Source organism: Rhodospirillales bacterium (genome assembly GCA_016712595.1).
GTDB lineage: Bacteria > Pseudomonadota > Alphaproteobacteria > Rhodospirillales > Defluviicoccaceae > Defluviicoccus.
Genome location: JADJQT010000002.1, coordinates 168,382 through 193,347 on the forward strand (window position 1 = coordinate 168,382; position 24,966 = coordinate 193,347).

A 24,966-nucleotide genomic window follows, 5' to 3' on the forward strand; every position below is an offset into this window, starting at 1 on the left:
TGAATGGCGCTATAATCCTTAGCGTCATCGATTTTTTCTTAAGCTTCTTCATCATCGCCGGCATCGGCATCTTGCTAGCAGGCTTTCCATACCTGAATCGATTGGGTTCTGTGTCAGACAAAGACCTGAAAGCCGGTCATTAATAATCAGGATGGGGAGTAACAAGCATGTGGGATCAAACGCTCGTTTTCTTGCAGGCGCTGCTCGATCAAACCGGAGCTGCAAAGTTCTGGTGGGGCAATGCACTCATGATCGCCATTGGCTGCACCATGATCTATCTTGCATTGGCGAAGAAGTATGAACCATTCTTATTGATCGGCATCGGCTTTGCGTGCGTTGTCTCCAATGTTCCTGGTTCCGATCTCATTCTGCCAGGTGGATTGTTCAATTACGCCTACCAAGGTGTGGCGCTCCTGATCATTCCACCGCTGATCTTTCTCGGCGTTGGTGCAATGACCGATTTCGGTCCGATGATCGCCAATCCCAAGCTGGTCATTCTCGGTGCGGGGGCACACCTCGGTATCTTTGTCGCGTTGATCGGCGCCAAAGCCCTCGGCTTCTCCATCTCCGAGTCCGGCGCGATCGGCATCATCGGCGGCGCCGATGGCCCAATGGCGATCTTCGTGACGATGAAGCTCGCTCCCCACCTGCTGCCGCAGATTTCGGTCGCCGCCTATTCTTACATGGCGCTCATGCCGCTGATTCAGCCGCCGGTCATGCGGCTGCTGACGTCGAAGAAGGAACGCGAGATGGGCATGCCGCAAATGCGTTCGGTCACCCGCCTCGAAAAGATCGTCTTTCCGGTCGTCATGGCGATTATCGTCAATATGTTTTTCCCACCGGTTGCACCGCTCATCACCATGCTCATGCTGGGCAATCTGCTGAAAGAAGTGCTGATGGTCGACCGCTTGGCGCGAACGGCCGGTGGTGGACTGATGAACGTCATCACCATCACCCTGACCTTGGCGATCGGCTCCACCATGGCGGCCGATACCTTCGTTACCCTCAAGACCCTTGAGATCGTCTTCCTCGGACTGATCGCGTTTATCTTCGGCACCGGCTCGGGCGTGCTGACGGCGAGGATCATGAACCTGTTCATGAGCAACAAGATCAATCCGCTCCTCGGCTCCGCCGGTATCGCCTCCGTGCCGATCGCCGCGCGCGTTGCCCATGTCGTCGCCAACAAGGCCAATCCGGAGAATTTCCTGATCTATCACGCGATGGGACCCAATCTCGCCGGCGTGTTCGGGACGGCCATTTCCGGCGGCATCATGCTGGCGCTGCTGGGCGTGCGATAGGGTCGGATCAAATGCATTCGTTCCCGGGTGAGGCAAATCCCCGCCCGGGTCCGAATTTCTTGGCGGACGGCGGCGTGTTGCGCCCGGCTACTTGCGCCGGGCGGGATACCAGGATCACCTTGAAGTCCATGATCAGGTTAAGGCACAGGACCGAGCAGCCGCGGTTGCGGCGGCGGCGAGATGGGGCCGCCTACGCGGGGCGGGTGTGGCCCTATCTCGCCGCCGCGATCGTAACGGCGCTCGCGCTCTGCCTTGCCCTGTTGATCAAAAAGGAACTCTACGTCGCCAATGTCGCGCTGATCTTTCTCGCCGGCGTCGTCCTGTGCGCCGCCCGCTGGGGGTTGCCGCCCGCGCTCCTGGCCTGCGCACTGAGCAGCGTTTCGCTCAACTTTTTCTTCTTTCCGCCGTTGCACAATCTGGCGGTGCGGGAGCCCGAGAACATCGTTGCCGTCATCACCTTCGTTGGTGTCGCCATCTTCGTCGGCCGCCTGACCGCGCGCGCCCGCACGACAGCAACGCTGGCCGAACGTCGGGCAGCGGTGAACGCGGAGCTTTACGCGTTCGCCCGCCAGCTCAGCACCGTCGACGACCTCGATGAGCTGTTGACGCTCACGGTCCGGCATATCGCCGCGACGCTCGGGGTCAACGCCATTCTTCTGCTGGCGGAGGAAGACGCCATGACCGTCCGCGCCGCGGCCCCGCCGACGGTCTCGATCGAGCCGCGCGACCTGGCACAGGCCAGGCGCTCCCTCGCCCTGCAGCGCGGTGCAACCGATGATGATGCCGCGGCCTCGGCGACATACCTGTTCCTGCCGCTGCGAATCGCGACAACCACGGTGGGCGTCGTCGGACTCACGCGTGATGCACGCCCCCCGTCGTTGGACGCTGACGACCGCAACTTTGTCGAGGCGATTGCCGATCAGGTTGCCGTCGCCATCGAACGATCCTTGCTGGCGGCCGATGTCGAGCGGGCACGGGTGATGGCCGAGACGGAGAGCCTGCGCTCGGCGATGCTGTCGTCGATCTCGCACGATCTGAAGACGCCGCTTGCGTCCATCCTCGGTGCGGCCACGAGCCTCGGCTGCTACAGCTCCTACTTCGAGCAGCAGGAGCGCGAGGACCTGGTTGCGACCATCCGCGAGGAAGCCGAACGGATGAGCTGCTTCATCGCTAATCTCCTCGATATCACCCGGGTGGAATCGGGCACCTTACAGGTGATGCGGGAGGCAACCGACGTCGAGGAAGTGATCGGCGCCGCGGTACGCCGGGCGCGTCGCCTCCTCAGCCGCCACCGGCTCCAGCTCAGCATCGCGCCCGACCTGCCGATGCTCGCGATCGACGGCGTTCTCCTCGAGCAGACCCTTTTCAACCTGCTCGACAACGCAGCCAAATATTCACCCGATCGATCGACGATCACCATAGAAGCACGCTGGGTCGACGATCGCGTCATGATCAAGATCACCGACGAGGGCCTAGGAATCCACCCGCCGGACGTCCGGCGCATTTTCGAGAAGTTCTATCGCTCGGAGCACGGCAGGCGGCAACGCGCCGGAACCGGCCTTGGGCTTGCCATCTGTCGCGGGTTCGTCGAGGCGATGGGCGGGCGGATCATCGCCGGCAACCGGACCGACCGGCCTGGTGCGGTCTTCATGATCGGATTTACGCGACCGGACAGTGGCACGGTGCCCTGCGATTTGGGGGTGGACGATGACTGATCCCGTAACCGTGCTCATCGTCGACGACGAGCCTCCGATCCGACGCTTTCTGCGCACCAGCTTGACGGCGCAGGGGTATCGGGTGGTGGAATCGGAAGCCGGCGGCGAGGCACTGGAACGTCTCCGTGGCAGCCCGCCGGATGTGATCGTCCTCGATCTCGGCCTGCCCGACATGGACGGGCTTGAGGTGATCCGCTCGATCCGCCGCCATTCGGCCGTGCCGGTCATCGTCCTGTCGTCCCGCGGCGACGAAAAAGGCAAGGTCCAAGCGCTCGATTTCGGTGCCGACGACTACGTTACCAAGCCGTTCGGCATGGATGAACTGATCGCGCGGATCCGTACCGCCATCCGGCACCGCTACCATCAGCAGGGCGAGCGCTCGGTTTACAGCAACGGCGTCCTGTCTGTGGATCTCGTCCGCAGGATCGTTCGCGTCAACAACGAAGAAATCAAGCTGTCGCGCAAGGAATATGACATTCTTTCTCTTCTCGTCGCCCACGCCGGCAAGGTTCTGACCCACCAGTTTCTCCTGCGCGAAATCTGGAGGACGCCGACAGACGTGCAGTACCTGAGGATCTACATCAAGCAGCTTCGCCAGAAGATCGAGCCAGTGCCGCAGGAGCCGCGCTACATCCTCACGGAAATGGGCGTCGGCTATCGGTTGCACGAACCGGACTGACTCGCGCCATCGTGAGCGGGGGTTCGATGCCATCCCGGGCATTGACGCCCTTCGATATTTCTAATATTTTCGAATCATGGAAATGAAGATCGCCATCGGTGCGCTCGGCGCGCTTGCCCAGGAGCACCGCCTGACGGTGTTCCGGCTGCTGGTTTGCGAAGGCCCGAGCGGACTGCCGGCCGGCGAGATCGCCGATCGCATCGCCGTGCCGCCGTCGACCCTGTCGCACCATCTGGCGCAACTGGAACGCGCGGGACTGCTGCGCTCATGGCGGGTCGAACGACGAATTTTCTACGCCGTCGACATCGAGGGGACACGCCGGCTGGTTGCGTTCCTGACCGAGGACTGCTGCCAGGGGCGCCCGGAAATTTGCGGATTCAAGCGGGGAGGAGGCTCGCATGACGATTACGATCTACCACAATCCCAAGTGCGGGACGTCGCGGAACGTCCTTGCGATGATCCGGAACTCGGGTGAGGAGCCGCGCGTCGTCGAGTACCTGAAGACGCCGCCTGGCCGCGCCGAACTCGTCGATTTGATCTCTCGCGCCGGCATGACGCCGCGGGATCTGTTGCGGCGTAAAGGTACGCCCTACGATGATCTCGGCCTCGACGATCCGACGATCGGCGAAGACGCGCTGATCGATGCCATGATCGAGCATCCGATCCTGATCAACCGGCCGATTGTCGTAACCCCTCTCGGCGTGAAGCTCTGTCGACCGTCCGAGGCGGTCCTCGACATTCTGCCGAACCCCCAGCGCGGCGCCTTCGTCAAGGAGGACGGCGAAGTCGTCGCCGATGCGAGCGGGCACAGGGTCCGATAGCGTTCGCGGCAGGGTGCGCTTGCCCGCTCGCGCGCACGCGTGGCTGGGAATAAAACAAAAGGAGAAACCATGGGCGCGAACGATATCGCGGTGACGGCCGGCGAGCAGGCGCGTGAGTCCTCGAAGCGGCGGCCGGCGCTCGGGCTGTTCGAGCGCTACCTGACGGGGTGGGTGGCGCTGTGCATCGTCGCCGGGATTGCCCTCGGCCACTGGTTGCCGGCGCCATTCCAGGCAATTGGGCGTGCCGAGATTGCCCGGGTCAATCTGCCGGTGGCCGCGTTGATCTGGCTGATGGTCATTCCGATGTTGCTCAAGATCGACATCGGCGCCTTGCATCAGGTCAAGCAGCACTGGCGCGGCATCGGTGTGACGCTGTTCATCAACTGGGCGGTCAAGCCGTTCTCGATGGCGCTTTTGGGCTGGCTGTTCATTGGCCATCTGTTCCGGCCCTGGCTGCCCGCCGACCAGATCGAGTCCTATATCGCCGGGCTGATCATCCTCGCCGCCGCCCCGTGCACGGCGATGGTGTTCGTCTGGTCAAATCTTTGCGACGGCGAGCCGCTGTTTACCCTCAGCCAGGTCGCGCTCAACGATACGATCATGGTCTTCGCGTTCGCGCCGATCGTGGGCTTTCTGCTCGGGCTGTCGTCGATTGCCGTACCTTGGGAAACGCTGGTGATCTCAGTGGTGATGTTCATCGTCATCCCGGTGATCGTAGCCCAGCTCTGGCGCCGTGCCTTACTGGCAAGAGGCGGCGCGGCACTCGAGCGCACGCTCGCGGCCCTGCATCCGCTCTCGCTGATCGCGCTGCTGGCGACGCTGGTCCTGTTGTTCGGCTTCCAGGGGGAGCAGATTCTCGCCCAGCCGCTGGTCATCTTGATGCTGGCGGCGCCGATCTTGATCCAGGTTTATTTCAACGCCGGTTTCGCCTATCTGCTCAACCGCCAGGTCGGCGTCGCCCACTGCGTTGCCGCGCCGTCCGCGCTGATCGGGGCATCGAACTTTTTCGAACTCGCCGTCGCCACCGCCATCGTGCTGTTCGGCTTCAACTCCGGCGCCGCGCTCGCCACCGTCGTTGGCGTCCTGGTCGAAGTGCCGGTGATGCTTTCCGTCGTCCGCATGACGATGCGGAGCAAAGCGTGGTATGAACGGGCTCGCTGATTGCTGTCCGCAACGGTGCCGAGCCCGCGCGAGACGCCGTTTTTCGTCTGCGAGCTGAGGAGATAAGCGCCTTGAGCATGGAGACCGAGATCAAGCAGGTTGTGCGCGAGCGCTACGCCGCGGCCGCCGTGGTCAGGACGAGCTGCTGTGGTTCGAAGTCCCCCGCGGTTGCGAGCGGTCCCGATCTTGGCTTGAACATCATCGGTGACGCGTATCACCACGTCGACGGCTACCTCGCCGAGGCCGACCTTGGCGTTGGTTGTGGGGTGCCAACACACCACGCCGGTCTGAAGGAGGGGGACGTCGTCCTCGATCTCGGCTCCGGTGCCGGGATCGACGTCTTCGTCGCGCGCCGGATCGTCGGCGAGGCGGGGCGGGTCATCGGCGTCGATATGACCGCCGAGATGATTGCCCGTGCCCGGGAAAACGCCGCGAAACTCGGCTACGAAAACGTCGAATTCCGCTTGGGCGAGATCGAAAGCCTGCCGGTGGACAGCGAGGCGGTCGATGCCGTCATCAGCAACTGCGTGCTGAACCTCGTTCCCAATAAGGCACGCGCGTTCGCTGAGATCTTCCGGGTGCTGCGGCGAGGCGCGCATTTCTGCGTCGCCGATATCGTCGCCACCGGTGAACTGCCGCCGCCGATCAGAGAGGCCGCCGCTCTTTATGTCGGATGCATCGCCGGCGCGCTGCCCGTGAGCGATTATCTGCGCCTGATCGGGATGGCGGGGTTCGAGGACATCGAGGTCGCCGAAATCACCCCTGTCGATCTGCCCGATGATATCCTTGCCCCGCATGTCGAAGGACCCGATATCGCCGCGTTTCGGCGGAGCGGCGTCACGGTGCAAAGCATCACGGTGCGCGCGACGAAACCGGGGTAGACGGGGCCATCCTTGGAACACGCCGATTACGGTGGTCGGAACTTACCAACGACGGGCGAGCGGACTGACGTCGCGTCGGCATTATGATGCCGGTGGCGCTGGGGTGATCGCGAGGCCGGCCTTGCGCAGGCCGTCGGCCATGTGCTCGATGTGCGGGTCTGGCACGTTCCAGATCCGCGCCATGTCCCAGAAGTGTTCGCGAACGTCCGGCTCGAGCCTCAGCGCCGCTTCGATCGCCGGCCGCGCCTCGTCGCTGTGGCCGCGTTCGCCGAGTATCATCGCCCGAAACAGAAACGACCAGAACCGGAAAATCTGTAGTTTTTCCACCTCCGCCAGCGCCCGCTGATAATCACCCTTCTGCTAGTAGGTGTAAATCAGGGGATCACGATACCACTGCGGGTACCCGGGATTGAGCGCGATCGCCTTGGTCACCAACGCAAATCCGCCGACTCCTTCTGGTATGTCCCGGTGGATTGTAAGGACAGGACAAACAGAGCCTTAAATCGTGCGAGATCCGTTACGATCTGGTCCGTAATCCCTTGCGCGAAATAGGCCTGATCGCGGTCGTTCCCTAAATTTGAGAAGGGAAGCACGGCGATCTTGGGCCGCCGAGGCAATTCCGTTGCGCCGTTTTCGCCAGACCAGGGCCAAGACGTCGAACCGAGCAGCTTCGCGCCAAGCCACCCACAGATCCCGAGAACGACGCCGGCCACGAGAGCAATCGCCAGCCAGGACGAGCGCGGTCTCGCGTCACCCGGTAGTAGCGGCATCGGTTGCGGATCGCTGTCCTGGCAGGCGAAATGCGGCACGTAGCCACCCTTGGGAATCGAGATGACGACCGGGTCCCGTTTTCCCGCAGTGTCATAGCAGCTGTGGAGATCACGGCGCAGACGGCGCGCCTCGACGCGCACGACCGGATCGGATTGGGGGGCAAAATCGTCCGAGCGACCAAAAACGGCGAGCGCGATGGCGAACCCCTTTAGTTGGTCGGCACGGCCGGCGAGCGTCTCCTCCACGATGAAGCGAAGTAACTCGCGCCGGGCCGGGCTGGCCTGTAATGCCGGATCCCCCAGGATACGCCGAATCTGCGCCCGCACTTCGTCGGGCGGCGGCTGTACGGGAACGCCCGCTTCCTCTGGTGCGGATGAGGCGATGGCCGAAGCACTCATCATTCGTCGCCCGACGGTCTCTCATCCCTGACCGATCATCCCTGACCGAGCTCACGCACGTCACGTGTGAAGCCGGTTGCTCCTTTCGGCCGCGACCTCGAGTCTCTTAGACGAGCGTCCGCGCGAAAGAAAGGAAGTTCCCGCGCTGTTTCGGGCGGAGTTTGGGCGGTGCGAACATGTTCGCACCTACTGCGGGCGGCCTCGCCCAGGCTAGACATGGCTCGCCCGATTTTCGTTAGCCATTGGGATGGGTTCGGTGGCGAGCGTTGATCCTCTGGTCCGCCGGTTTACGCGGCGCGCATTATCAGTCATAAGAATCTACTCCAACGATTTAGAATAAGGCGTGGTGCGCCATAGCCACGTCGTCGGCGCGACACGTGCTGGGGCATTGGCAAAGTGTCGAGCGCTCCATGACCGGAAAGGGCGCCGAGTACCGCCAGATGCTGGGCGCGCTTGAGGGGAGGGGCGCATATTCAGATAATACGGGCACTGGCGAATCTGCGGGAAAGACTATCGGTCTATGATGGGAATGTGAAAATCACACTGGGTCTAACCGGAATGAGGGGAAAGCTCGCATGATACGATCCATTGTGTCGGTGCTTGCCATCGGCATTGTCGCACTCGCGTCGCTGCCGGCGCAGGCTCAGTCCGTTGCAGGCAGCAAGCCGAACATTCTGCTGATCGTCGGCGACGACGTCGGTTACGGCGATCTGGGGCCATATCTCGGGGGGAAAGCCCGAGGCATGCCGACCCCGAATTTCGATCAACTCGCGGAAGAAGGGATGACGTTCACTACCTTCTACGCCCAGCCGAGCTGCACGCCGGGTCGCGCGGCGATCCAGACCGGGCGCATTCCGAACCGGAGCGGCATGACGACTGTCGCCTTCCAGGGGCAGGGCGGCGGGCTGCCCGCCGCCGAGTGGACGCTGGCGTCCGTGCTCAAGCAGGCGGGATACCATACTTACTTCACCGGCAAATGGCATCTCGGCGAAGCCGACTACGCGCTGCCGAACGCGCAGGGCTACGACGAGATGAAATATGCCTTCCTTTACCACTTGAACGCCTACACTTACGGCGATCCGAACTGGTTCCCGGCGATGAGCCCGGAGCTGCGGAAGATGTTCCAGGAGGTGACGAAGGGATCGCTCTCCGGCAAGGCGGGCGAAAAGCCCACCGAGGACTTCAAGGTTAACGGGGAGTACGTGGATACGCCGGAGAAAGGTGTCGTCGGCATCCCCTTCCTCGACGCCTATGTCGAGAAGGCCGCACTCGGGTTCCTCGACGAGGCGAAGAAGTCCGGGGCGCCGTTCTTCATCAACGTCAATTTCATGAAGGTGCATCAACCGAACCTTCCGGCGCCGGAGTTCGAACACAAGTCGCTGTCCAAGACCAAATACGCCGACTCGATCGTCGAGCTGGATACCCGCGTCGGCAATCTTCTAAAGAAGCTCGATGATCTGGGGCTGAGCGATAACACGGTGGTGTTCTTCACCACCGACAACGGAGCTTGGCAGGACGTTTATCCGGACGCGGGATACACGCCGTTCCGGGGTACGAAGGGCACGGTTCGCGAAGGTGGCAATCGTGTGCCGGCATTCGTGCGCTGGCCCGGCAAGGTTCAGCCGCATTCCAAGAGCGACGACATCGTCGGCGGCCTCGACCTGATGGCCAGCTTCGCATCTCTCGCCGGTGTCGAGCTGCCGAAGAAGGACCGGGATGGTCAGCCGATAATCTTCGACAGCTACGACATGACGCCAGTCTGGCTGGGCAGCGGACCATCCGAGCGGAATAGTTGGTTCTACTTCACCGAGAACGAGCTGTCGCCGGGTGCTGCCCGCGTCGGGCAGTACAAGTACGTCTTTAATCTTCGTGGCGATGACGGGAAAGCGACCGGCGGCCTTGCCGTTGACACCAACTTGGGTTGGAAAGGGCCTGAGAGCTATGTCGCAACCGTGCCGCAGGTGTTCGACCTGTGGCAGGACCCGCAGGAACGTTACGACATCTTCATGACCACGTTCACCGAGAGCACGTGGGCAATGGTTCCCGCCAACGTCGAGATGCAAAAGCTGATGAAGACGTATGTCGACTATCCGCCGCGTAAGCTCCAGAGCGAGACCTATACCGGTCCGATCACGCTGAGCCAGTATGAGCGCTTCATGAACGTGCGTGACGCGCTGAAAAAAGAAGGCTTCTCGCTTCCGATGCCGACGGGCAACTAATCTGAAAAACGCAAGGCTCACCCCATTTCGTCATGGGGCGAGCCGATTTCACAAGGTGAGACCCGCCGGGAAGGTTAAGTTATGCGAAAATGTACTCTGATCTCCATGCTCGCTGCGGGGATCCTTGGCGCTCTTTTCTTTGCGTCCCAGGTCCGGGCGCAGGAGGAGCCGCTGCCGGCGTGGAATGATGGGGTAGCCAAACAGGCGATCGTCGAATTCGTCAAGGCGACGACGACCGAGGGCAGTTCCAAGTTCGTGCCGCCCGAGGACCGGATTGCCACCTTCGATCAGGACGGCACGCTGTGGGTCGAGCATCCGATCTACACTCAGGCGATGTTCGCCCTTGATCGGATCGCGGCGCTGGCTCCGCAGCACCCAGAGTGGAAGACCGAGGAGCCCTTCAAGGCGGTGCTGGCCGGCGATCGGGAGGCGATGGCCAAGTTCACCGAAGGGGATTGGGCGACGATCGTCTCCGCCACCCACGCCGGAATGACCTCCGATGAGTTTCTTGCCATCGTCAAGCAGTGGTTGGCCACCGCCGAACATCCACGGTTCAAACGGCCGCCGACCGAGTTGATCTATCAGCCGATGCTCGAGGTGATGGCGTATCTGCGCGCCAACGGCTTCCGGACTTACATCGTGACTGGTGGTGGCCAGGAATTCGTGCGCGTATTTAGTGACCGGATCTATCACGTCCCGGTCGAGCAAGTGGTCGGCTCAAGCATCACGACCAAGTACGAGCTCGATGCCGGCAAGCCGGTGTTGATGCGCGAGCCGAAGATCTTCTTCATCGATGACAAGGCCGGCAAGCCCGTCGGCATCAATTTGTTCATCGGCAAGCGACCCTATGCCGCGTTCGGCAATTCCGGCGGTGATCGCGAGATGCTGGAGTGGACAGGGGCGGGCGACGGCGCTCGACCGATGATGCTGGTGCTGCACGACGACGCCGAGCGTGAATATGCCTACGGTCCGGCGAACGGCCTGCCGGACACCAAGGTCGGCACCTTCTCGCAGTCGCTGATGGATGAGGCCAAGCAGAAGAACTGGGTTGTTATCAGCATGAAGAGCGACTGGAAATCGATCTTTCCCACGGTGTCCAAGTAAGCCATGCGCGGATTCGTCCGCGCATACGCTTCGCATCGCTGTTCTTACCGCGGGGTTCTGTCCGGCGACGCCAATGCGCGTATTCTGGCAAGCTGTCGGACACTCCAACACGTTGACACATCAGGTGGCGGGACCCGCACGTTCGAGTGAAGCATGACCCTGCACGGGCCGCCACCCGCCTTGGCCGGCCGCTGATTTTTGAGCCCTTGAATGACCTCCGGGTTGGATGGATCGACGGGCAATACCGGAGACGATGCATGAGCGGAAAAGCTCCCACGGTGCCCGGCTCGGTCTTCGCGCTCGCCGGAATGTCCGTCCTCTTCAGCGTTGCGCTGATCATGACTCCCGCGATCTGCGGTGCGGCTCCGTTTCCATCGGCGGAAACAGCGCCGACCTTCGTCGGAAGCAGCGCTTGCGAAAGCTGCCATCGGCATGAAATGGAGGCTTGGCGCGGTTCGCATCACGACCTGGCAATGCAGGAGGCGACGGACAATACGGTCCTCGGTGCTTTCGGCGGCGTAACCTTCACCCACGGCGGCATTACCTCGCGGTTCTTCAAACGGGACGGAAAGTTCTACGTCAACACCGACGGGCCGGACGGCAAGCTCGCCGATTTCGAAATCCGCTACACCTTTGGGGTCATCCCGTTGCAACAGTATCTGATCGCCTTCCCGGACGGTCGGATGCAGGCTCTGGGGATCGCCTGGGACTCACGGCCGAAGTCGGAGGGCGGACAACGCTGGTTCCATCTCTACCCTGATCGGACCCTGAAGGCGGGCGATCCGCTGCACTGGACCGGCATCGACCAGACCTGGAACTTTCAGTGCGCCGAGTGTCATTCGACCGAACTTCGTAAGAACTACGACGCGGCGAAAAATGTTTACGCCACCACCTGGGCCGAGATCGACGTTGCCTGTGAAGCCTGCCACGGCCCGGGATCAGCTCATGTGGCGTGGGCAAAAGGGAACAGGCGCGGCGCGGATGGCCTGAGCGTCCATTTCGACGAACGCAAGGACGTGCAGTGGACCCTCGATCCGGCGATCGGCAGCGCCCACCGCAGTGTGCCGCGGACAAGCGCCAAGGAGGTGGAAACATGCGGGATCTGCCATGCGCGCGCGAGCAAGATTGCCGAGCCCTGGCGACCGGGTCAGTCGCTGTTGCAGACGCACGTGCCAAGCCTGCTCGAACCAGGCTTGTTCGAGGCCGACGGCAAGATGCTGGACGAGGTCTACAATTATGCCTCGTTCCGCCAGAGCAAGATGTTCATGGCGGGCGTGACGTGCAGCGACTGCCACGATCCGCACGCGTTGCACGTCCGCGCTGAGGGCGACGGCGTCTGCCTCCAGTGCCACGACGGCGACAAATTCGCAACCGCGTCGCACCATCATCATGGGGAGGGTTCAGCGGGCGGGCGCTGCGTCGCCTGCCACATGCCGGTGCGGACCTACATGGTCGTCGATCCGCGGCACGATCACGGTTTTCGCATTCCCCGCCCCGACGAATCGGTGCGTTTCGGCACGTCCAACGCCTGCAACGATTGCCACGCCGACAAGGATGCCGCATGGGCTGCAGCGGCGGTCGAGCGCTGGTACGGGCCCGAGCGCAAGGGCTTTCAGACCTGGACCGAGACGTTCGCCGCCTCCCGTGCCGGCAGGCCCGAGGCGGCTTCCCTACTGCTCCAGCTCGCCGTCAGCCCCGATGCGCCGTCGATCGCTCGCGCCACCGCTTATGACAGCCTCGCCGACAATCCGGGCCGCGCGGCGGTGATGGCGGCCCGCCGCGGGCTCGTCGACGACGACCCGCTGGTGCGGATGGCGGCACTGCGCACGCTACGCCCCTATCCGGCGCCGAACATCTGGCCGCTCGCTTCCCCGCTGCTTGCCGATCGTGTGTTGGCCGTGCGCATGGAGGCCGCCTCGCTGCTCGCCGACATGCCCAAGGAGCGGCTGACCGCCGACGAACGGGTGACGCTGGCCCGAGCCATCGACGATTTCGTGGCGTCGCAGCGGATCAACGCCGACCGGCCCGAACACCGCGTCAACCTTGGCACGCTCTATCAGCGCCTCGGGCGGATCACCGAAGCCGAGGAGGAATTCAACGCCGCCCGCCGCCTTGACCCCTCGTTCGTGCCGGCCGACGTCAGTCTCGCTGAGCTTTATACTCATCAGGGCCGCGACGGCGACGGCGAGCACATCCTGCGCGCGGCGCTGACGCGTTTGCCCGACGACGCCGACCTGCATCACGCGCTCGGCCTCAACCTTGTGCGCCAACATCGCAATTCCGAGGCCCTGCCAGAACTCGCGCGCGCCGCGGCGCTCGATCCAGCGAACGCCCGCTACACTTATGTCCAAGCGATCGCACTCAACGCCGCGGGCCGAACGGACGAGGCGCTTACCGTTCTCGAAGCCGGTCACGGCCGCCACCCGGCCGATCGCGACATGCTGATTGCGCTCATCACGATCAACCGGGATGCCGGCCGCCGCGCCGCCGCGCTGTCCTGGGCCGATCAGTTGGTCGCCCTCGATCCGCAGGCGCGTCCACTGCGCGACGAGATCGCGCGGCAGGCCGGCGGGCGCGATTGAGAAACGGTGGTGCCGTCACGTTGGCGGCCGGACGTGTTGCCGGGTCAACCGGCTCGGCGATGATGCGCCACCATGACGACGCCTTGACAGCTTGACTTGTCAGGAAGGCGTGCTATGTTCGCTTTATGTTCCAGATCGCCAAGACCAGCGAGGCGGTGCGCCTGCCCGGAAACGATGACAATTGGCGACAACCGACGACGTTCGCGCGAGTTTAGAAAACATCACGTTATTGCAATGAATTAGAGCCTGGATTTGGTCGTCGGCGGAAACGAAGCGGCGGCCGGCTTAGGCGCTTGGGCCGATTCGCCGCGGAGACGGGGCGGGGGTGGTGCCGGCGGCAGGAATCGAACCCGCGACCTACCGCTTACAAGGCGGTTGCTCTACCTGCTGAGCTACGCCGGCCCGGCGCGTCGAACGAAGCGCGCGCAGCTTACCTCAGATCCAGCGGCGCACGCGAGCCTTGTAGGCGAGAAAGTCGTCGCCGAAGTGCTGTTCGAGCATTCGTTCCTCGCCGCAGATGAACAGGCGGGTGATCAGCGCGACGAACACGGGGATGACCGCGAACGGCGAGAGCGCGCCGAGGAAGACGGCAAGGGCGAGCAGCCACAACGAAAGGCCGAGGTACATCGGATTGCGGGTCAGCCGATAAGGGCCTTCGGCGACCAGGGCGCGGGGCACCTGCCGCGGCTCGACGGGGGTTCTCGCCCGCAAGAAGCAGGCGAGCGCCGAGAGGGCGAGGCCAAGCCCGGCGGTGGCCGGCAGGATGGCCAAGCGGTTCCACGGCGGCGCGAGCACGTCCGCGATGGGCAGCGCCCGGTCCAGCGCCAGCATCGCCAGCGCCGCCAGCGCGAACCACACCGGCGGGATCAGCAGCCGGGAGGCGCGCATGCGGCGGTCTCCGCCAGGGCGCGGGCGCGGGCGCATTCGTAAAGCGCGATCGCCGCGGCCGCCGAGAGGTTCAAGCTGTCGATGCCAGGGGCGATGGGGATGCGTGCCAGCCCGTCGCAGGTCTCGCGCACCAGGCGCCGCAGTCCGTCGCCCTCAGCGCCGAGAACCAGCGCGGTGCGCCCGCCGAGATCGAGGTCGCCGAGGCGCGCGCTCGCCTCGCCGGCAAGGCCGATACAGAAGAACCCCGCGTCCTTGAGGCTGCGCAGGGTGCGCGCGAGGTTGACGACACGCACCAGCGGCACCGCCTCGAGCGCGCCCGAGGCCGCCTTCGCCAGCGGGCCGGACTCATCGGGCGCGTGCCGGTCCTGGGCGATGACCGCGGCGGCGGCGAAGGCTTCGGCCGAGCGCAGCACCGCGCCGACGTTACGCGGATCGGTGACCTGATCGAGCACGACGACGAGCGCCCTGTCGTCGTCGGCGAGCTTGGCGATGAGCGCCTCGAGATCGACGGCGGCGAGCGGGCGGGCGAGGGCGGCAAGCCCCTGGTGTACCGCGCCCTCCGGCAGTACCGCCTCGATCGTGCGCCGGTCGGCGACTTCGACCGGCGGCCGCCGGACTCCCGTCTGGCTCGCGGCCCCGGCCGCCGCCCTGGCCAGGGCATCGGCGAGATCGGCGACGACCAGAAGGCGATCGAGGTCCCGGCGGGGGTTGGCAATCGCGGCGAGGACGGCGTGCCGGCCATAGAGCCACAGTCCGCCCGCGGCCCGCTCGAACTCGGAGGGGGCGGCGCCGACGGCGACGTCGCGCGCCGGGCGGGCGCGCTGGTGCGCCGGCGGTTGGAATCCGCCGAGCTCGGCTACGGATGCCTGTCGCGAAGGAGCCGGCCCGCGTGCCGGTCGAGGGTGCTTGCGCTGACGCATGACGTTCTTTAGCATCTTGTCGATGGCAGTGCTCGAAAATCACGGTCACGCGGCCGCACCGCGGCAAGAACAACACGTGCGTCGTTTTTCGGGCGTTGACAAGCGGTGGTAAAAGCAATATGTGCAAGCGCTCGTTCGGCCGGTCATCCGATGCCGACGGCGCGCCGGAGGGGTGCCCGAGTGGCTAAAGGGGACGGGCTGTAAACCCGTTGGCGCACGCCTACGTAGGTTCGAATCCTACCCCCTCCACCAGCCTCGGGGTCGGTGCGCGGACCGCCTAATTCGTGGCTTGGCTCGCGGGTGTAGCTTAATGGTAAAGCGGAAGCCTTCCAAGCTTCATACGAGGGTTCGATTCCCTTCACCCGCTCCACGCGCGAGGGTTTCTGCCACCAACGAACAGGTCGAGCGACTGCCGCATTCGATTCACTGAATTCTGCGACCGGGAAAGACAGAACAGGCCATGGCGAAGGCGAAATTCGAGCGGACGAAGCCGCACTGCAATGTTGGTACGATTGGCCATGTTGATCATGGCAAGACGACGTTGACGGCGGCGATCACCAAGGTTCTGGCGGAGAAGGGCGGGGCGGATTTCACGCCGTTCGATCAGATTGACAAGGCTCCGGAGGAGCGGGCACGGGGGATCACGATCTCGACGGCGCACGTCGAGTATCAGACGGACAACCGGCACTACGCGCACGTCGACTGCCCGGGTCACGCCGACTACGTCAAGAACATGATCACCGGCGCGGCGCAGATGGACGGAGCGATTCTGGTGGTCTCGGCGGCGGACGGCCCGATGCCGCAGACGCGCGAGCACATTTTGCTGGCGCGCCAGGTGGGCGTGCCGGCGATCGTGGTGTTTTTGAACAAGGTCGACATGGTCGACGATCCGGAGCTTTTGGAGCTGGTCGAGCTCGAGCTGCGCGAGCTGCTCAGCAGCTACGATTTTCCTGGCGACGACATCCCGATCATCAAGGGCTCGGGTCTGGCGGCGCTGGAAGGGCGCGATCCGGAGATCGGCGCCAAGGCGATCATGGAGCTGATGGACGCGGTGGACGCGTATATCCCGCAGCCGGAGCGCCCGAAGGACCAGCCGTTTCTGATGCCGATCGAGGACGTGTTCTCGATTTCGGGCCGCGGCACGGTGGTGACCGGCCGCGTTGAGCGCGAGGGTGGTCAAGGTCGGCGAGGAGGTCGAGATCGTTGGCATCCGGCCGACGACCAAGACGGTGTGCACCGGCGTCGAGATGTTCCGCAAGCTGCTCGATCAGGGCGAGGCCGGCGACAACATCGGCGTGCTGCTGCGCGGCACCAAGCGCGAGGACGTCGAGCGCGGCCAGGTTCTGGCCAAGCCGGGGACGATCACGCCGCACACCAAGTTCGCCGCCGAGGCCTACATCCTGACCAAGGAGGAGGGCGGCCGGCACACGCCGTTCTTCACCAAGTACCGCCCGCAGTTCTACTTCCGCACCACCGACGTCACCGGCACGGTGAACCTGCCCGAGGGCACGGAAATGGTGATGCCGGGCGATAACGTCTCGATGCAGGTGGAGCTGATCTCGCCGATCGCCATGGACGAGGGCCTGCGCTTCGCCATCCGCGAGGGCGGCCGCACCGTCGGCGCCGGCGTCGTCGCCAAAATCAACGAATAGTCTCTTACGGACGGGTCATCGAGGGCCGGCATCGGCCGCAGTGGGCGGCAATGGCGGACGATAAAGGGGTATAGCTCAGCTGGTAGAGCGGCGGTCTCCAAAACCGCAGGTCGCGGGTTCGAATCCTGCTGCCCCTGCCACGATGCGCGATGGAACATGGCAAAAACAAACGTAGTGCAGTTTTTTCGCGAAGTGCGTCAGGAGGCCGCGAGGGTCACTTGGCCCACCCGCAAGGAGACGACCATCTCGACCGGCATGGTCGTGGCGATGGTGGTGGTCGCCGCCGTGTTCTTCTTTTTCGTCGATGAGCTTTTGTCGCTGGGCGTGCGCGCGCTCCTCGGCATGAGCCTCGGAGCGTAGGCGGCATGGACGCACGGTGGTATGTTATTCACGTCTATTCCGGCTTCGAGCGCAAGGTCGCGCAGTCGATCGAGGAGCAGGCGAGGCAGGCCGGAATGGCCGAGCGCATCCCGCAGGTGATGGTCCCCACCGAAGAGGTGGTCGAGGTGCGGCGCGGCCAGAAGGTGAACTCCGAGCGGAAGTTCTTTCCCGGCTACGTGCTGGTCAAGATGGATATGACCGACGATACGTGGCACTTGGTGAAGAATACGCCGAAGGTCACGGGATTTCTCGGCGGTCGCGGACGTCCGTCGCCGATTTCCGAGAGCGAGGCGGCGCGCATCCTCCATCAGGTGCAGGAGGGAATCGAGCGGCCGAAGCCGACGATTACCTTCGAGATCGGCGAGCAGGTCCGTGTCTGCGACGGGCCGTTCACCTCGTTCAGCGGGCTGGTCGAGGAAGTGGACGAAGCGCGGACGCGGGTCAAGGTCGCCGTGTCGATCTTTGGGCGATCGACACCGGTCGAACTGGAGTACGCGCAGGTCGAAAAGATTTGATCGCGGCCGGACTCTGGCCTGCGGCGCATCGCCGTTGTGGGCGGAAGCCGACGGCAAGGAACGTGAGAGACTGAAATGGCGAAGAAAATTACCGGCTATATCAAGCTGCAGGTCCCGGCGGGCAAGGCGACGCCGCAGCCGCCGATCGGTCCTGCGCTGGGTCAAGCGGGCCTGAATATCATGGCCTTCTGCAAGGAGTTCAACGCTCAGACGCAGAAGCTCGAGGAAGGGATGCCGGTGCCGGTGGTCATCACCGCGTTCGCCGACCGCACGTTTACCTTCGTGACCAAGACACCGCCGACCAGCTATCTGCTGAAGAAGGCGGCCGGCGTGCCGAAGGGCTCGGCGAACCTCACCAAGCAGAAGGTGGGCGAGGTGACTCAGGAGCAGGTTCGGCAGATCGCCGAGCAGAAGATGGGCGATCTCAATGCCAAGGACGCCGACGGTGCGATCGCCATGGTGATCGGCTCGGCGCGTTCGATGGGCATCGAAGTGGTGGAATAGGAACGATGGCCAAGCACAGCAAGCGCCTGCGCGCCGCCTATGAGGCGATCGACGCGGAAACCCTGTACGATCTGCCGGAAGCGATCCAGCTGATCAAGAAGACGAGCACGGCGAAGTTCGACGAAACGCTCGAGGTGGCGGTCAATCTCGGCGTTGATCCGCGCCATGCCGATCAGATGGTGCGCGGCGTCGTCTCGATGCCGAACGGCACTGGCAAGACATTGCGCGTCGCGGTGTTCGCCAAGGCGGACAAGGCGGCGGAAGCCCAGGCGGCGGGCGCCGACATCGTCGGCGCCGAGGACCTGATGGAGCGGGTGCAAAAGGGCAGATCGACTTCGATCGCTGTATCGCCACGCCCGACATGATGGGCGTCGTCGGTCGCCTCGGCAAGATCCTCGGTCCCCGCGGCCTGATGCCGAATCCCAAGGTTGGCACGGTGACGATGGACGTCGCCGGCGCGGTCAAGGCCGCCAAGGCCGGTCAGGTCGAGTTCCGGGTCGAAAAGGCGGGGATCGTTCACGGCGGCATCGGCAAGGTCAGCTTTGCCGAGGCGGCGATCGCCGAGAACTTTCGCGCCTTCCTCGACGCCGTGATCAAGGCGAAGCCAACCGGCGCCAAGGGAACGTACCTCAAGCGCGTGAGCATCAGCTCGACGATGGGGCCCGGCGTGCACGTGAACGTTTCGTCCGCGCTCGCCTAGGGGCGGCGGGGGCAAGCAGAGCTTCGGGTCCATCGACGACATTGACGATGGTCCGAATCGGCGGGAGGGCGGCGATCGCTCTTCCCGCAACCTGTCCGAGACAGCAGGCGCCGTTTGCGAGCCAGCCTTTCGCGAACGGCTTAAAGGACCGCCCGCCTGCCGAGACGGTATCGAGTTTGCGGAGCGGCGCCCAGCGCGCCGAAACGAGGCTTGAACCGGTGCCCTGGACAGGGCAACCGGCCTTTCAGGGAACGCGCGATCGTTACCTGGACGGCTGTTGGTGGACTCCTGCAAGGCGCCTTGCGCCGCGTGGGATTGCAACGGAGATGAACGGTGGACCGAGTTGAAAAGGAATCCTTGGTCGCATCGCTGCATCGCACGTTCAACGAAACCGCTGTCGTCCTCGTCACCCATTATAGCGGGCTGACGGTCGCGGAGATCGGTGATCTGCGAAAGCGGATGCGGGACGCGGGAGCTGGTCTGAAAGTGACCAAGAACCGCCTCACCCGGCGGGCGCTGGAAGGCACCCGCTACCAGAGCCTGGAAGGCCTGTTCACCGGGCCGACGGCGATCGCCTTCGCCAACGACCCGGTGGCGGCGGCGAAGATTGCCGTCGCTTACGCGAAGACCAACCCGAAGCTCGTCCTTCTCGGCGGCGGCGTCGGCACGCAGGTGCTCGATGCCGAGGGCGTCAAGGCGCTGGCGGCGTTGCCGTCGCTCGACGAGCTTCGTGGCAAGCTGATCGGCCTGCTCAATGCCCCGGCGACGCGAATCGCCGGCGTGCTGCAGGCGCCGGCCGGTCAGTTGGCGCGGGTCTTTGCCGCCTATGGGGACACGAGCGAGGCCGCCTGAAACGGGTGCGGCGTTCGCGAATGAACGGTTCAAGCTTAAGGAGTTGAAAAAATGTCTAACCTGGATCAACTGGTTGATCAGCTGTCGAGCCTGACGGTACTTGAGGCCGCGCAGCTTTCGAAGATGCTTGAGGAAAAGTGGGGCGTCTCGGCCGCTGCGCCGGTTGCGGCGGCTGCTGCTCCGGCAGCGGCGGCAGCGGCAGCGGAGCCGGTCGAGGAACAGACCGAGTTCGACGTGATCCTGACTGCGGTCGGTGACAAGAAAATCAACGTCATCAAAGAGGTACGCGCGGTTACCAGTCTCGGCCTGAAGGAAGCCAAGGATCTGGTCGAAGCGGCGCCGAAGACGGTCAAGGAAGGCCTGAAGAAGGAAGAGGCCGAGCAGATCAAGAAGAAATTGGAAGAGGCTGGCGCAACTGTCGAGATTAAGTAGACAATATTCGGATGGTACCAGTTGCCGAGGGGTAGCGGCGACGACATATCACGAGAAGATTCGCGCGCGGGATGGCGGATGGCCGTGGTCCCGCGCGCGCGATGCGCACCCGCCCGCATGGGCCTTGCCGCGGCCGGGAAAGCGGGTGCGAGACGACGATGAGCGCGCCGGAGGCGCGGAGGCAATTGCCGCCGCCGCCCCTTTTTCGTTGTGCGCTGGATGCATGGTCCGCGATGCCGGTTGCGGTAACCGGCTTTGTGCGGACCCAGGCGGCTTCATATACAGCACGAGGGTCTTCGATGCCCAATAGCTTTACCGGTCGGAAGCGCGTTCGCAAGAATTTTGGACGCATCACCGCGGCGGTTGCGATGCCCAACCTGATCGAGGTGCAGAAGAGCTCCTACGAGCAGTTTCTGCAACGCAACACATCGGCCGAGCATCGCAGCGATTCGGGTCTGCAGGAAGTCTTCAAGTCGGTCTTTCCGATTAAGGATTTTTCGTCCCGCGGAACGCTTGAATTCGTCAAATACGAGTTCGAGGAACCCAAGTACGATGTCGAGGAATGCCAGCAGCGCGGCATGACCTACGCGGCGCCGCTGAAGGTGACGCTGCGTCTGGTGGTCTGGGACATCGACGAGGATACCGGTGCCCGCTCTATCCGCGACATCAAGGAGCAGGACGTCTACATGGGCGACATGCCGTTGATGACCGACAACGGCACCTTCGTCGTCAATGGCACCGAGCGGGTGATCGTCTCGCAGATGCACCGCTCGCCGGGCGTGTTTTTCGATCACGACAAGGGCAAGACCCATTCGTCCGGCAAGTTCCTCTTCGCCGCGCGGATCATTCCCTATCGCGGTTCGTGGCTCGACTTCGAGTTCGATGCCAAGGACTTGGTGTTCGTGCGCATCGACCGCCGCCGTAAGCTGCCGGTCACGACCCTGCTGCTGGCGCTCGAATCGGCTGCGACCGAGCAGTTGCGCGCCGAGCGGGTGGCGATGGGCCGTTCGCTCGATCCGTCGGAAGTTGTCGGCATGTCGCCCGAGGAGGTGCTCGACTACTTCTACGAAAAGGTGACGTTCCACCGGGCCGACGGCGGCTGGAAGACGGAGTTCCGCGCCGATCGCATGCGCGGCGTCAAGCTCGCGCGAGACTTGGTCGACGCATCGACCGGCGAGCGGGTGGCCGAAGCCGGGACCAAGCTGACGCCCAAGCTGTTGCGCCACCTCGCCACCCAAGGATTGACCGAACAACTGGTGCCCGATGAGGACCTCGCCGGCCGGTATGTCGCCGAGGACCTGATCAACGATCAAACCGGAGAAATCTACATCGAAGCCGGTGAAGAGATCACCGAGGCGGTGATGACGACGCTGACCAGCGTCGGCGTCAGCGAGGTGCGCACGCTTGCCATCGATCATCTCAACGTCGGGCCTTACATTCGCAACACGCTGGCCGTTGACCGCAATACGTCGCGTGAGGAAGCGCTGTTCGATATCTACAGGGTGATGCGCCCGGGCGAGCCGCCGACGCTGGAATCGGCGGAGACGCTGTTCAAGGGCCTGTTCTTCGACAACGAGCGCTACGACCTGTCGGCGGTTGGCCGGGTGAAGATGAACTCGCGCCTTGGTTTCACCGATACCGACGACAGCATCCGCATTCTGCGCAAGCAGGACATTCTCGCCGTCGTCAAGGTGCTGGTCGACCTCAAGGACGGCCGCGGCGAGATCGACGACATCGACCATCTCGGCAACCGCCGAGTCCGCTCGGTGGGCGAATTGCTCGAGAACCAGTACCGGGTCGGCCTCCTGCGCATGGAGCGCGCCATCCGCGAGCGGATGAGTTCGGTCGATATCGACACGGTAATGCCCCAGGAGCTGATCAACGCCAAGCCGGCGGCAGCGGCGGTGCGTGAGTTCTTCGGCTCCTCGCAGCTCAGCCAGTTCATGGACCAGACCAATCCGCTCTCCGAGATCACCCACAAGCGCCGGCTTTCGGCGCTGGGGCCGGGCGGTCTGACGCGTGAGCGCGCCGGCTTCGAGGTGCGCGACGTCCACCCGACCCACTATGGCCGCATCTGCCCGATCGAGACGCCCGAAGGCCCGAACATCGGTCTGATCAACTCGCTCGCCACTTTCGCCCAGGTCAACCGCTACGGCTTCATCGAAACGCCCTACCGCCGGGTGACCGACGGCATAGTCTCGGATGAGGTCATCTACATGAGTGCGATGGACGAGGGAAAGTTCACCATCGCCCAGGCGAACGCCGAGCTCGACGGCGAAGGACGGTTCACCGCTGACCTGATCAGCTGCCGGCGCGGCAACGATTTCCTGCTCGCCCGGCCGTCGGACATCGATTACATCGACGTCTCACCGAAGCAGCTCGTCTCGGTGGCGACGGCGCTGATCCCGTTCCTCGAGAACGACGACGCCAACCGGGCGTTGATGGGCTCGAATATGCAGCGCCAAGCGGTGCCGCTGATCAAGACCGAGGCACCGATCGTCGGCACCGGGATGGAAGCGGCGGTGGCCCGCGATTCCGGCGCGACGATCATCGCCCGGCGCGCGGGCGTCGTCGATCAGATCGACGCCACCCGCATCGTCATCCGCGCCACCGCCGAGACGTCGCACTCGGCCACCGGCGTCGACATCTACAACCTTCTGAAGTTCCAGCGCTCGAACCAGAATACGACGATCCATCAGCAACCGCTGGTGCGCGCCGGCGACTTGGTCGAAAAGGGCGATATCATCGCCGACGGCTCGTCGACGGAGCTGGGTGAACTCGCGCTCGGGCGCAACGTGCTCGTCGCGTTCATGCCGTGGCAGGGCTACAACTTCGAGGACTCGATCCTGATTTCCGAGCGGATCGTCAAGGAAGACGTCTTCACCTCGATTCACATCGAGGAATTCGAGGTGATGGCGCGCGATACCAAGCTCGGCCAGGAGGAGATCACCCGCGATATTCCCAACGTCGGCGAGGAAGCGCTGAAGAACCTCGACGAGGCGGGCATCGTCTACATCGGCGCCGAGGTCAAGCCGGGCGACATTCTCGTCGGCAAGGTCACGCCGAAGGGCGAAACGCCGATGACGCCGGAGGAAAAGCTGCTGCGGGCAATCTTCGGCGAAAAGGCGGCAGACGTACGCGATACGTCGCTGAAGGTTCCGCCGGGAGTCTCCGGCACCGTCCTCGAAGTCCGCGTGTTCTCCCGGCGCGGCGTCGAGAAGGACGTGCGCGCGCTGGCGATCGAACGGGCGGAGATCGAACGCCTCGCCAAGGACCGGGACGACGAGCGGATGATTCTCGAGCGCAGCTTTTATACGCGCCTGAAAACGCTGCTGGTCGGTCAGACGGCGGTCGGTGGGCCGAAGGGGCTGATCAAGGGAACGCTCGTCAACGACGAGGTGCTGACCGGCTTTACCTCCGGGCAGTGGGCGCAGATCGCGGTCGAGGACGACGCGGTGATGGGCGATATCGAAGCCCTGCGGGCCTCGTTCGAGGAGTCGATCTCACGGCTCGAACAGCGGTTCGAGAACAAGGTCGACAAGGTCCAGCGCGGCGATGACCTTCCTCCTGGCGTGATGAAGATGGTCAAGGTGTTCGTCGCGGTGAAGCGCAAGCTGCAGCCGGGCGACAAGATGGCCGGCCGTCACGGTAATAAGGGTGTGATCTCGAAGATCGTACCGATCGAGGACATGCCCTACGTCGCCGACGGCACCGCTGTCGACGTCGTGCTCAATCCGCTGGGCGTGCCGTCCCGGATGAACGTCGGCCAGATCCTCGAAACCCACCTCGGTTGGGCGAGCGCCGGTATCGGCAAGCAGATCGGTGCTCTCGTCGACGCGGCCAAGTCGACCGGCGACGTCGGCGCGCTGCGCGACAAGCTCGCCGACGTCTACGGCGAGCGGCAGTTCGCCTCGGATGTCGCGCCGTTGAACGAGCGCGAGCTGCTCGAGCTGGGTGAGAACCTGCGCCCGGGCGTTCCGGTCGCCTCTCCGGTGTTCGACGGTGCACGCGAGACCGACATCGTCGTTATGCTGGAGAAGGCCGGCCTCAACGCTTCGGCCCAGGTCACGCTGTCCGACGGGCGCACCGGCGAGCCGTTCGACCGGCAGGTGACGGTCGGATACATCTACATGCTGAAGCTGCACCACCTGGTCGACGACAAGATTCACGCGCGCTCGATCGGCCCCTACAGCCTCGTGACCCAGCAGCCGCTGGGCGGGAAGGCGCAGTTCGGCGGCCAGCGATTTGGCGAAATGGAGGTGTGGGCGCTGGAAGCCTACGGCGCCGCCTACACCTTGCAGGAAATGCTGACGGTGAAGTCGGACGACGTCTCGGGCCGCACCAAGGTCTACGAATCGATCGTCCGCGGCGACGACACCTTCGAGGCAGGGGTGCCGGAGTCGTTCAACGTCCTGGTCAAGGAACTGCAGTCGCTCGGCCTGAACGTCGAGTTGAACTGAGCGGACCCGTGGGTCCCGCAAAGGAGATGAGCG

At 63.9% G+C, this 24,966-nt stretch carries 20 protein-coding genes, 4 tRNA genes and 2 pseudogenes; 21 read left to right on the forward strand and 5 right to left on the reverse strand.

Going from position 1 to position 24,966, the window contains the following annotated elements; genetic code table 11:
* Positions 1–167 precede the first annotated feature (167 nt).
* From IPK66_12650 to arsM, 7 genes are all read left to right on the forward strand, one after another.
* Positions 168–1,298 (forward strand): sodium ion-translocating decarboxylase subunit beta, encoded by a 1,131-nt coding sequence (locus IPK66_12650; GenBank protein MBK8176070.1) that lies wholly within the window; start codon positions 168–170, stop codon positions 1,296–1,298.
* 128 nt (positions 1,299–1,426) lie between these two features.
* A complete protein-coding gene (locus IPK66_12655; protein MBK8176071.1) occupies positions 1,427–3,013 on the forward strand; it encodes a DUF4118 domain-containing protein in 1,587 nt (528 codons plus the stop codon).
* Complete coding sequence (locus tag IPK66_12660) at positions 3,006–3,692, forward strand: response regulator transcription factor (protein ID MBK8176072.1); 687 nt, start codon at positions 3,006–3,008, stop codon at positions 3,690–3,692. The genes IPK66_12655 and IPK66_12660 overlap by 8 nt, the downstream gene beginning before the upstream one ends.
* Before the next feature lie 76 nt (positions 3,693–3,768).
* Complete coding sequence (locus tag IPK66_12665) at positions 3,769–4,167, forward strand: metalloregulator ArsR/SmtB family transcription factor (protein MBK8176073.1); 399 nt, start codon at positions 3,769–3,771, stop codon at positions 4,165–4,167.
* Entirely contained in the window at positions 4,091–4,513 is a 423-nt protein-coding gene (arsC, locus tag IPK66_12670) for an arsenate reductase (glutaredoxin) (protein MBK8176074.1), read from the forward strand. Before IPK66_12665 ends, arsC begins: the two co-directional genes overlap by 77 nt.
* A gap of 69 nt (positions 4,514–4,582) precedes the next feature.
* Positions 4,583–5,674, forward strand: a complete 1,092-nt coding sequence (arsB, locus tag IPK66_12675) for an ACR3 family arsenite efflux transporter (GenBank protein MBK8176075.1) — start codon at positions 4,583–4,585, stop codon at positions 5,672–5,674.
* Positions 5,675–5,745: 71 nt separating this feature from the next.
* A complete protein-coding gene (gene arsM / locus IPK66_12680; GenBank protein MBK8176076.1) occupies positions 5,746–6,555 on the forward strand; it encodes an arsenite methyltransferase in 810 nt (269 codons plus the stop codon).
* A gap of 81 nt (positions 6,556–6,636) precedes the next feature.
* Here the strand turns inward: arsM and IPK66_12685 are convergent, their stop codons facing one another.
* Positions 6,637–6,882 carry a hypothetical protein gene (locus IPK66_12685; protein MBK8176077.1) on the reverse strand — a complete coding sequence of 82 codons (246 nt, stop codon included), beginning with the start codon at positions 6,880–6,882 and terminating at the stop codon, positions 6,637–6,639.
* A gap of 101 nt (positions 6,883–6,983) precedes the next feature.
* Positions 6,984–7,724: a hypothetical protein gene (locus IPK66_12690; GenBank protein MBK8176078.1), complete on the reverse strand. Its 741-nt coding sequence runs from the start codon at positions 7,722–7,724 to the stop codon at positions 6,984–6,986.
* A gap of 575 nt (positions 7,725–8,299) precedes the next feature.
* On the opposite strand from IPK66_12690, the gene IPK66_12695 reads away from it, so the two are divergent.
* The 3 genes from IPK66_12695 to IPK66_12705 all read left to right on the forward strand — a co-directional run bounded on the left by IPK66_12695 (position 8,300) and on the right by IPK66_12705 (position 13,629).
* Positions 8,300–9,943, forward strand: a complete 1,644-nt coding sequence (locus IPK66_12695) for an arylsulfatase (GenBank protein MBK8176079.1) — start codon at positions 8,300–8,302, stop codon at positions 9,941–9,943.
* 81 nt (positions 9,944–10,024) lie between these two features.
* Positions 10,025–11,047: a haloacid dehalogenase-like hydrolase gene (locus IPK66_12700; GenBank protein ID MBK8176080.1), complete on the forward strand. Its 1,023-nt coding sequence runs from the start codon at positions 10,025–10,027 to the stop codon at positions 11,045–11,047.
* Between the two features lie 257 nt (positions 11,048–11,304).
* The gene (locus IPK66_12705) at positions 11,305–13,629 is read left to right on the forward strand and encodes a tetratricopeptide repeat protein (protein ID MBK8176081.1); all 2,325 of its coding nucleotides are present in this window, start codon (positions 11,305–11,307) and stop codon (positions 13,627–13,629) included.
* Positions 13,630–13,955: 326 nt separating this feature from the next.
* Here IPK66_12705 and IPK66_12710 read toward each other — a convergent pair.
* From IPK66_12710 to rlmB, 3 genes are all read right to left on the reverse strand, one after another.
* Positions 13,956–14,031 (reverse strand) — tRNA-Thr (locus IPK66_12710).
* 33 nt (positions 14,032–14,064) lie between these two features.
* Positions 14,065–14,517: an isoprenylcysteine carboxylmethyltransferase family protein gene (locus IPK66_12715; GenBank protein MBK8176082.1), complete on the reverse strand. Its 453-nt coding sequence runs from the start codon at positions 14,515–14,517 to the stop codon at positions 14,065–14,067.
* Positions 14,496–15,437, reverse strand: coding sequence for a 23S rRNA (guanosine(2251)-2'-O)-methyltransferase RlmB (gene rlmB, locus IPK66_12720; protein MBK8176083.1), 942 nt, complete (start codon positions 15,435–15,437; stop codon positions 14,496–14,498). The genes IPK66_12715 and rlmB overlap by 22 nt, the downstream gene beginning before the upstream one ends.
* Before the next feature lie 166 nt (positions 15,438–15,603).
* Here rlmB and IPK66_12725 point away from each other — a divergent pair.
* The 11 genes and pseudogenes from IPK66_12725 to rpoB all read left to right on the forward strand — a co-directional run bounded on the left by IPK66_12725 (position 15,604) and on the right by rpoB (position 24,933).
* Positions 15,604–15,689: transfer RNA gene (locus IPK66_12725), tRNA-Tyr, on the forward strand.
* A 44-nt stretch (positions 15,690–15,733) separates the two neighbouring features.
* Positions 15,734–15,807, forward strand: a tRNA-Gly gene (locus IPK66_12730).
* Positions 15,808–15,897: 90 nt separating this feature from the next.
* Positions 15,898–17,089, forward strand: a pseudogene (gene tuf, locus IPK66_12735) (elongation factor Tu).
* 64 nt (positions 17,090–17,153) lie between these two features.
* Positions 17,154–17,229 (forward strand) — tRNA-Trp (locus IPK66_12740).
* A gap of 16 nt (positions 17,230–17,245) precedes the next feature.
* Complete coding sequence (gene secE, locus IPK66_12745) at positions 17,246–17,449, forward strand: preprotein translocase subunit SecE (protein ID MBK8176084.1); 204 nt, start codon at positions 17,246–17,248, stop codon at positions 17,447–17,449.
* Between the two features lie 5 nt (positions 17,450–17,454).
* Entirely contained in the window at positions 17,455–17,985 is a 531-nt protein-coding gene (gene nusG / locus IPK66_12750; GenBank protein MBK8176085.1) for a transcription termination/antitermination protein NusG, read from the forward strand.
* A 75-nt stretch (positions 17,986–18,060) separates the two neighbouring features.
* Positions 18,061–18,489: a 50S ribosomal protein L11 gene (rplK, locus tag IPK66_12755; protein MBK8176086.1), complete on the forward strand. Its 429-nt coding sequence runs from the start codon at positions 18,061–18,063 to the stop codon at positions 18,487–18,489.
* A 5-nt stretch (positions 18,490–18,494) separates the two neighbouring features.
* Positions 18,495–19,189: pseudogene (gene rplA, locus IPK66_12760) on the forward strand (50S ribosomal protein L1).
* 333 nt (positions 19,190–19,522) lie between these two features.
* On the forward strand, positions 19,523–20,041 hold the full coding sequence (gene rplJ, locus IPK66_12765; GenBank protein ID MBK8176087.1) for a 50S ribosomal protein L10: 519 nt from the start codon (positions 19,523–19,525) through the stop codon (positions 20,039–20,041).
* Positions 20,042–20,092: 51 nt separating this feature from the next.
* Positions 20,093–20,473, forward strand: coding sequence for a 50S ribosomal protein L7/L12 (gene rplL, locus IPK66_12770; GenBank protein MBK8176088.1), 381 nt, complete (start codon positions 20,093–20,095; stop codon positions 20,471–20,473).
* Between the two features lie 299 nt (positions 20,474–20,772).
* Entirely contained in the window at positions 20,773–24,933 is a 4,161-nt protein-coding gene (gene rpoB / locus IPK66_12775) for a DNA-directed RNA polymerase subunit beta (GenBank protein MBK8176089.1), read from the forward strand.
* Positions 24,934–24,966: the final 33 nt, after the last annotated feature.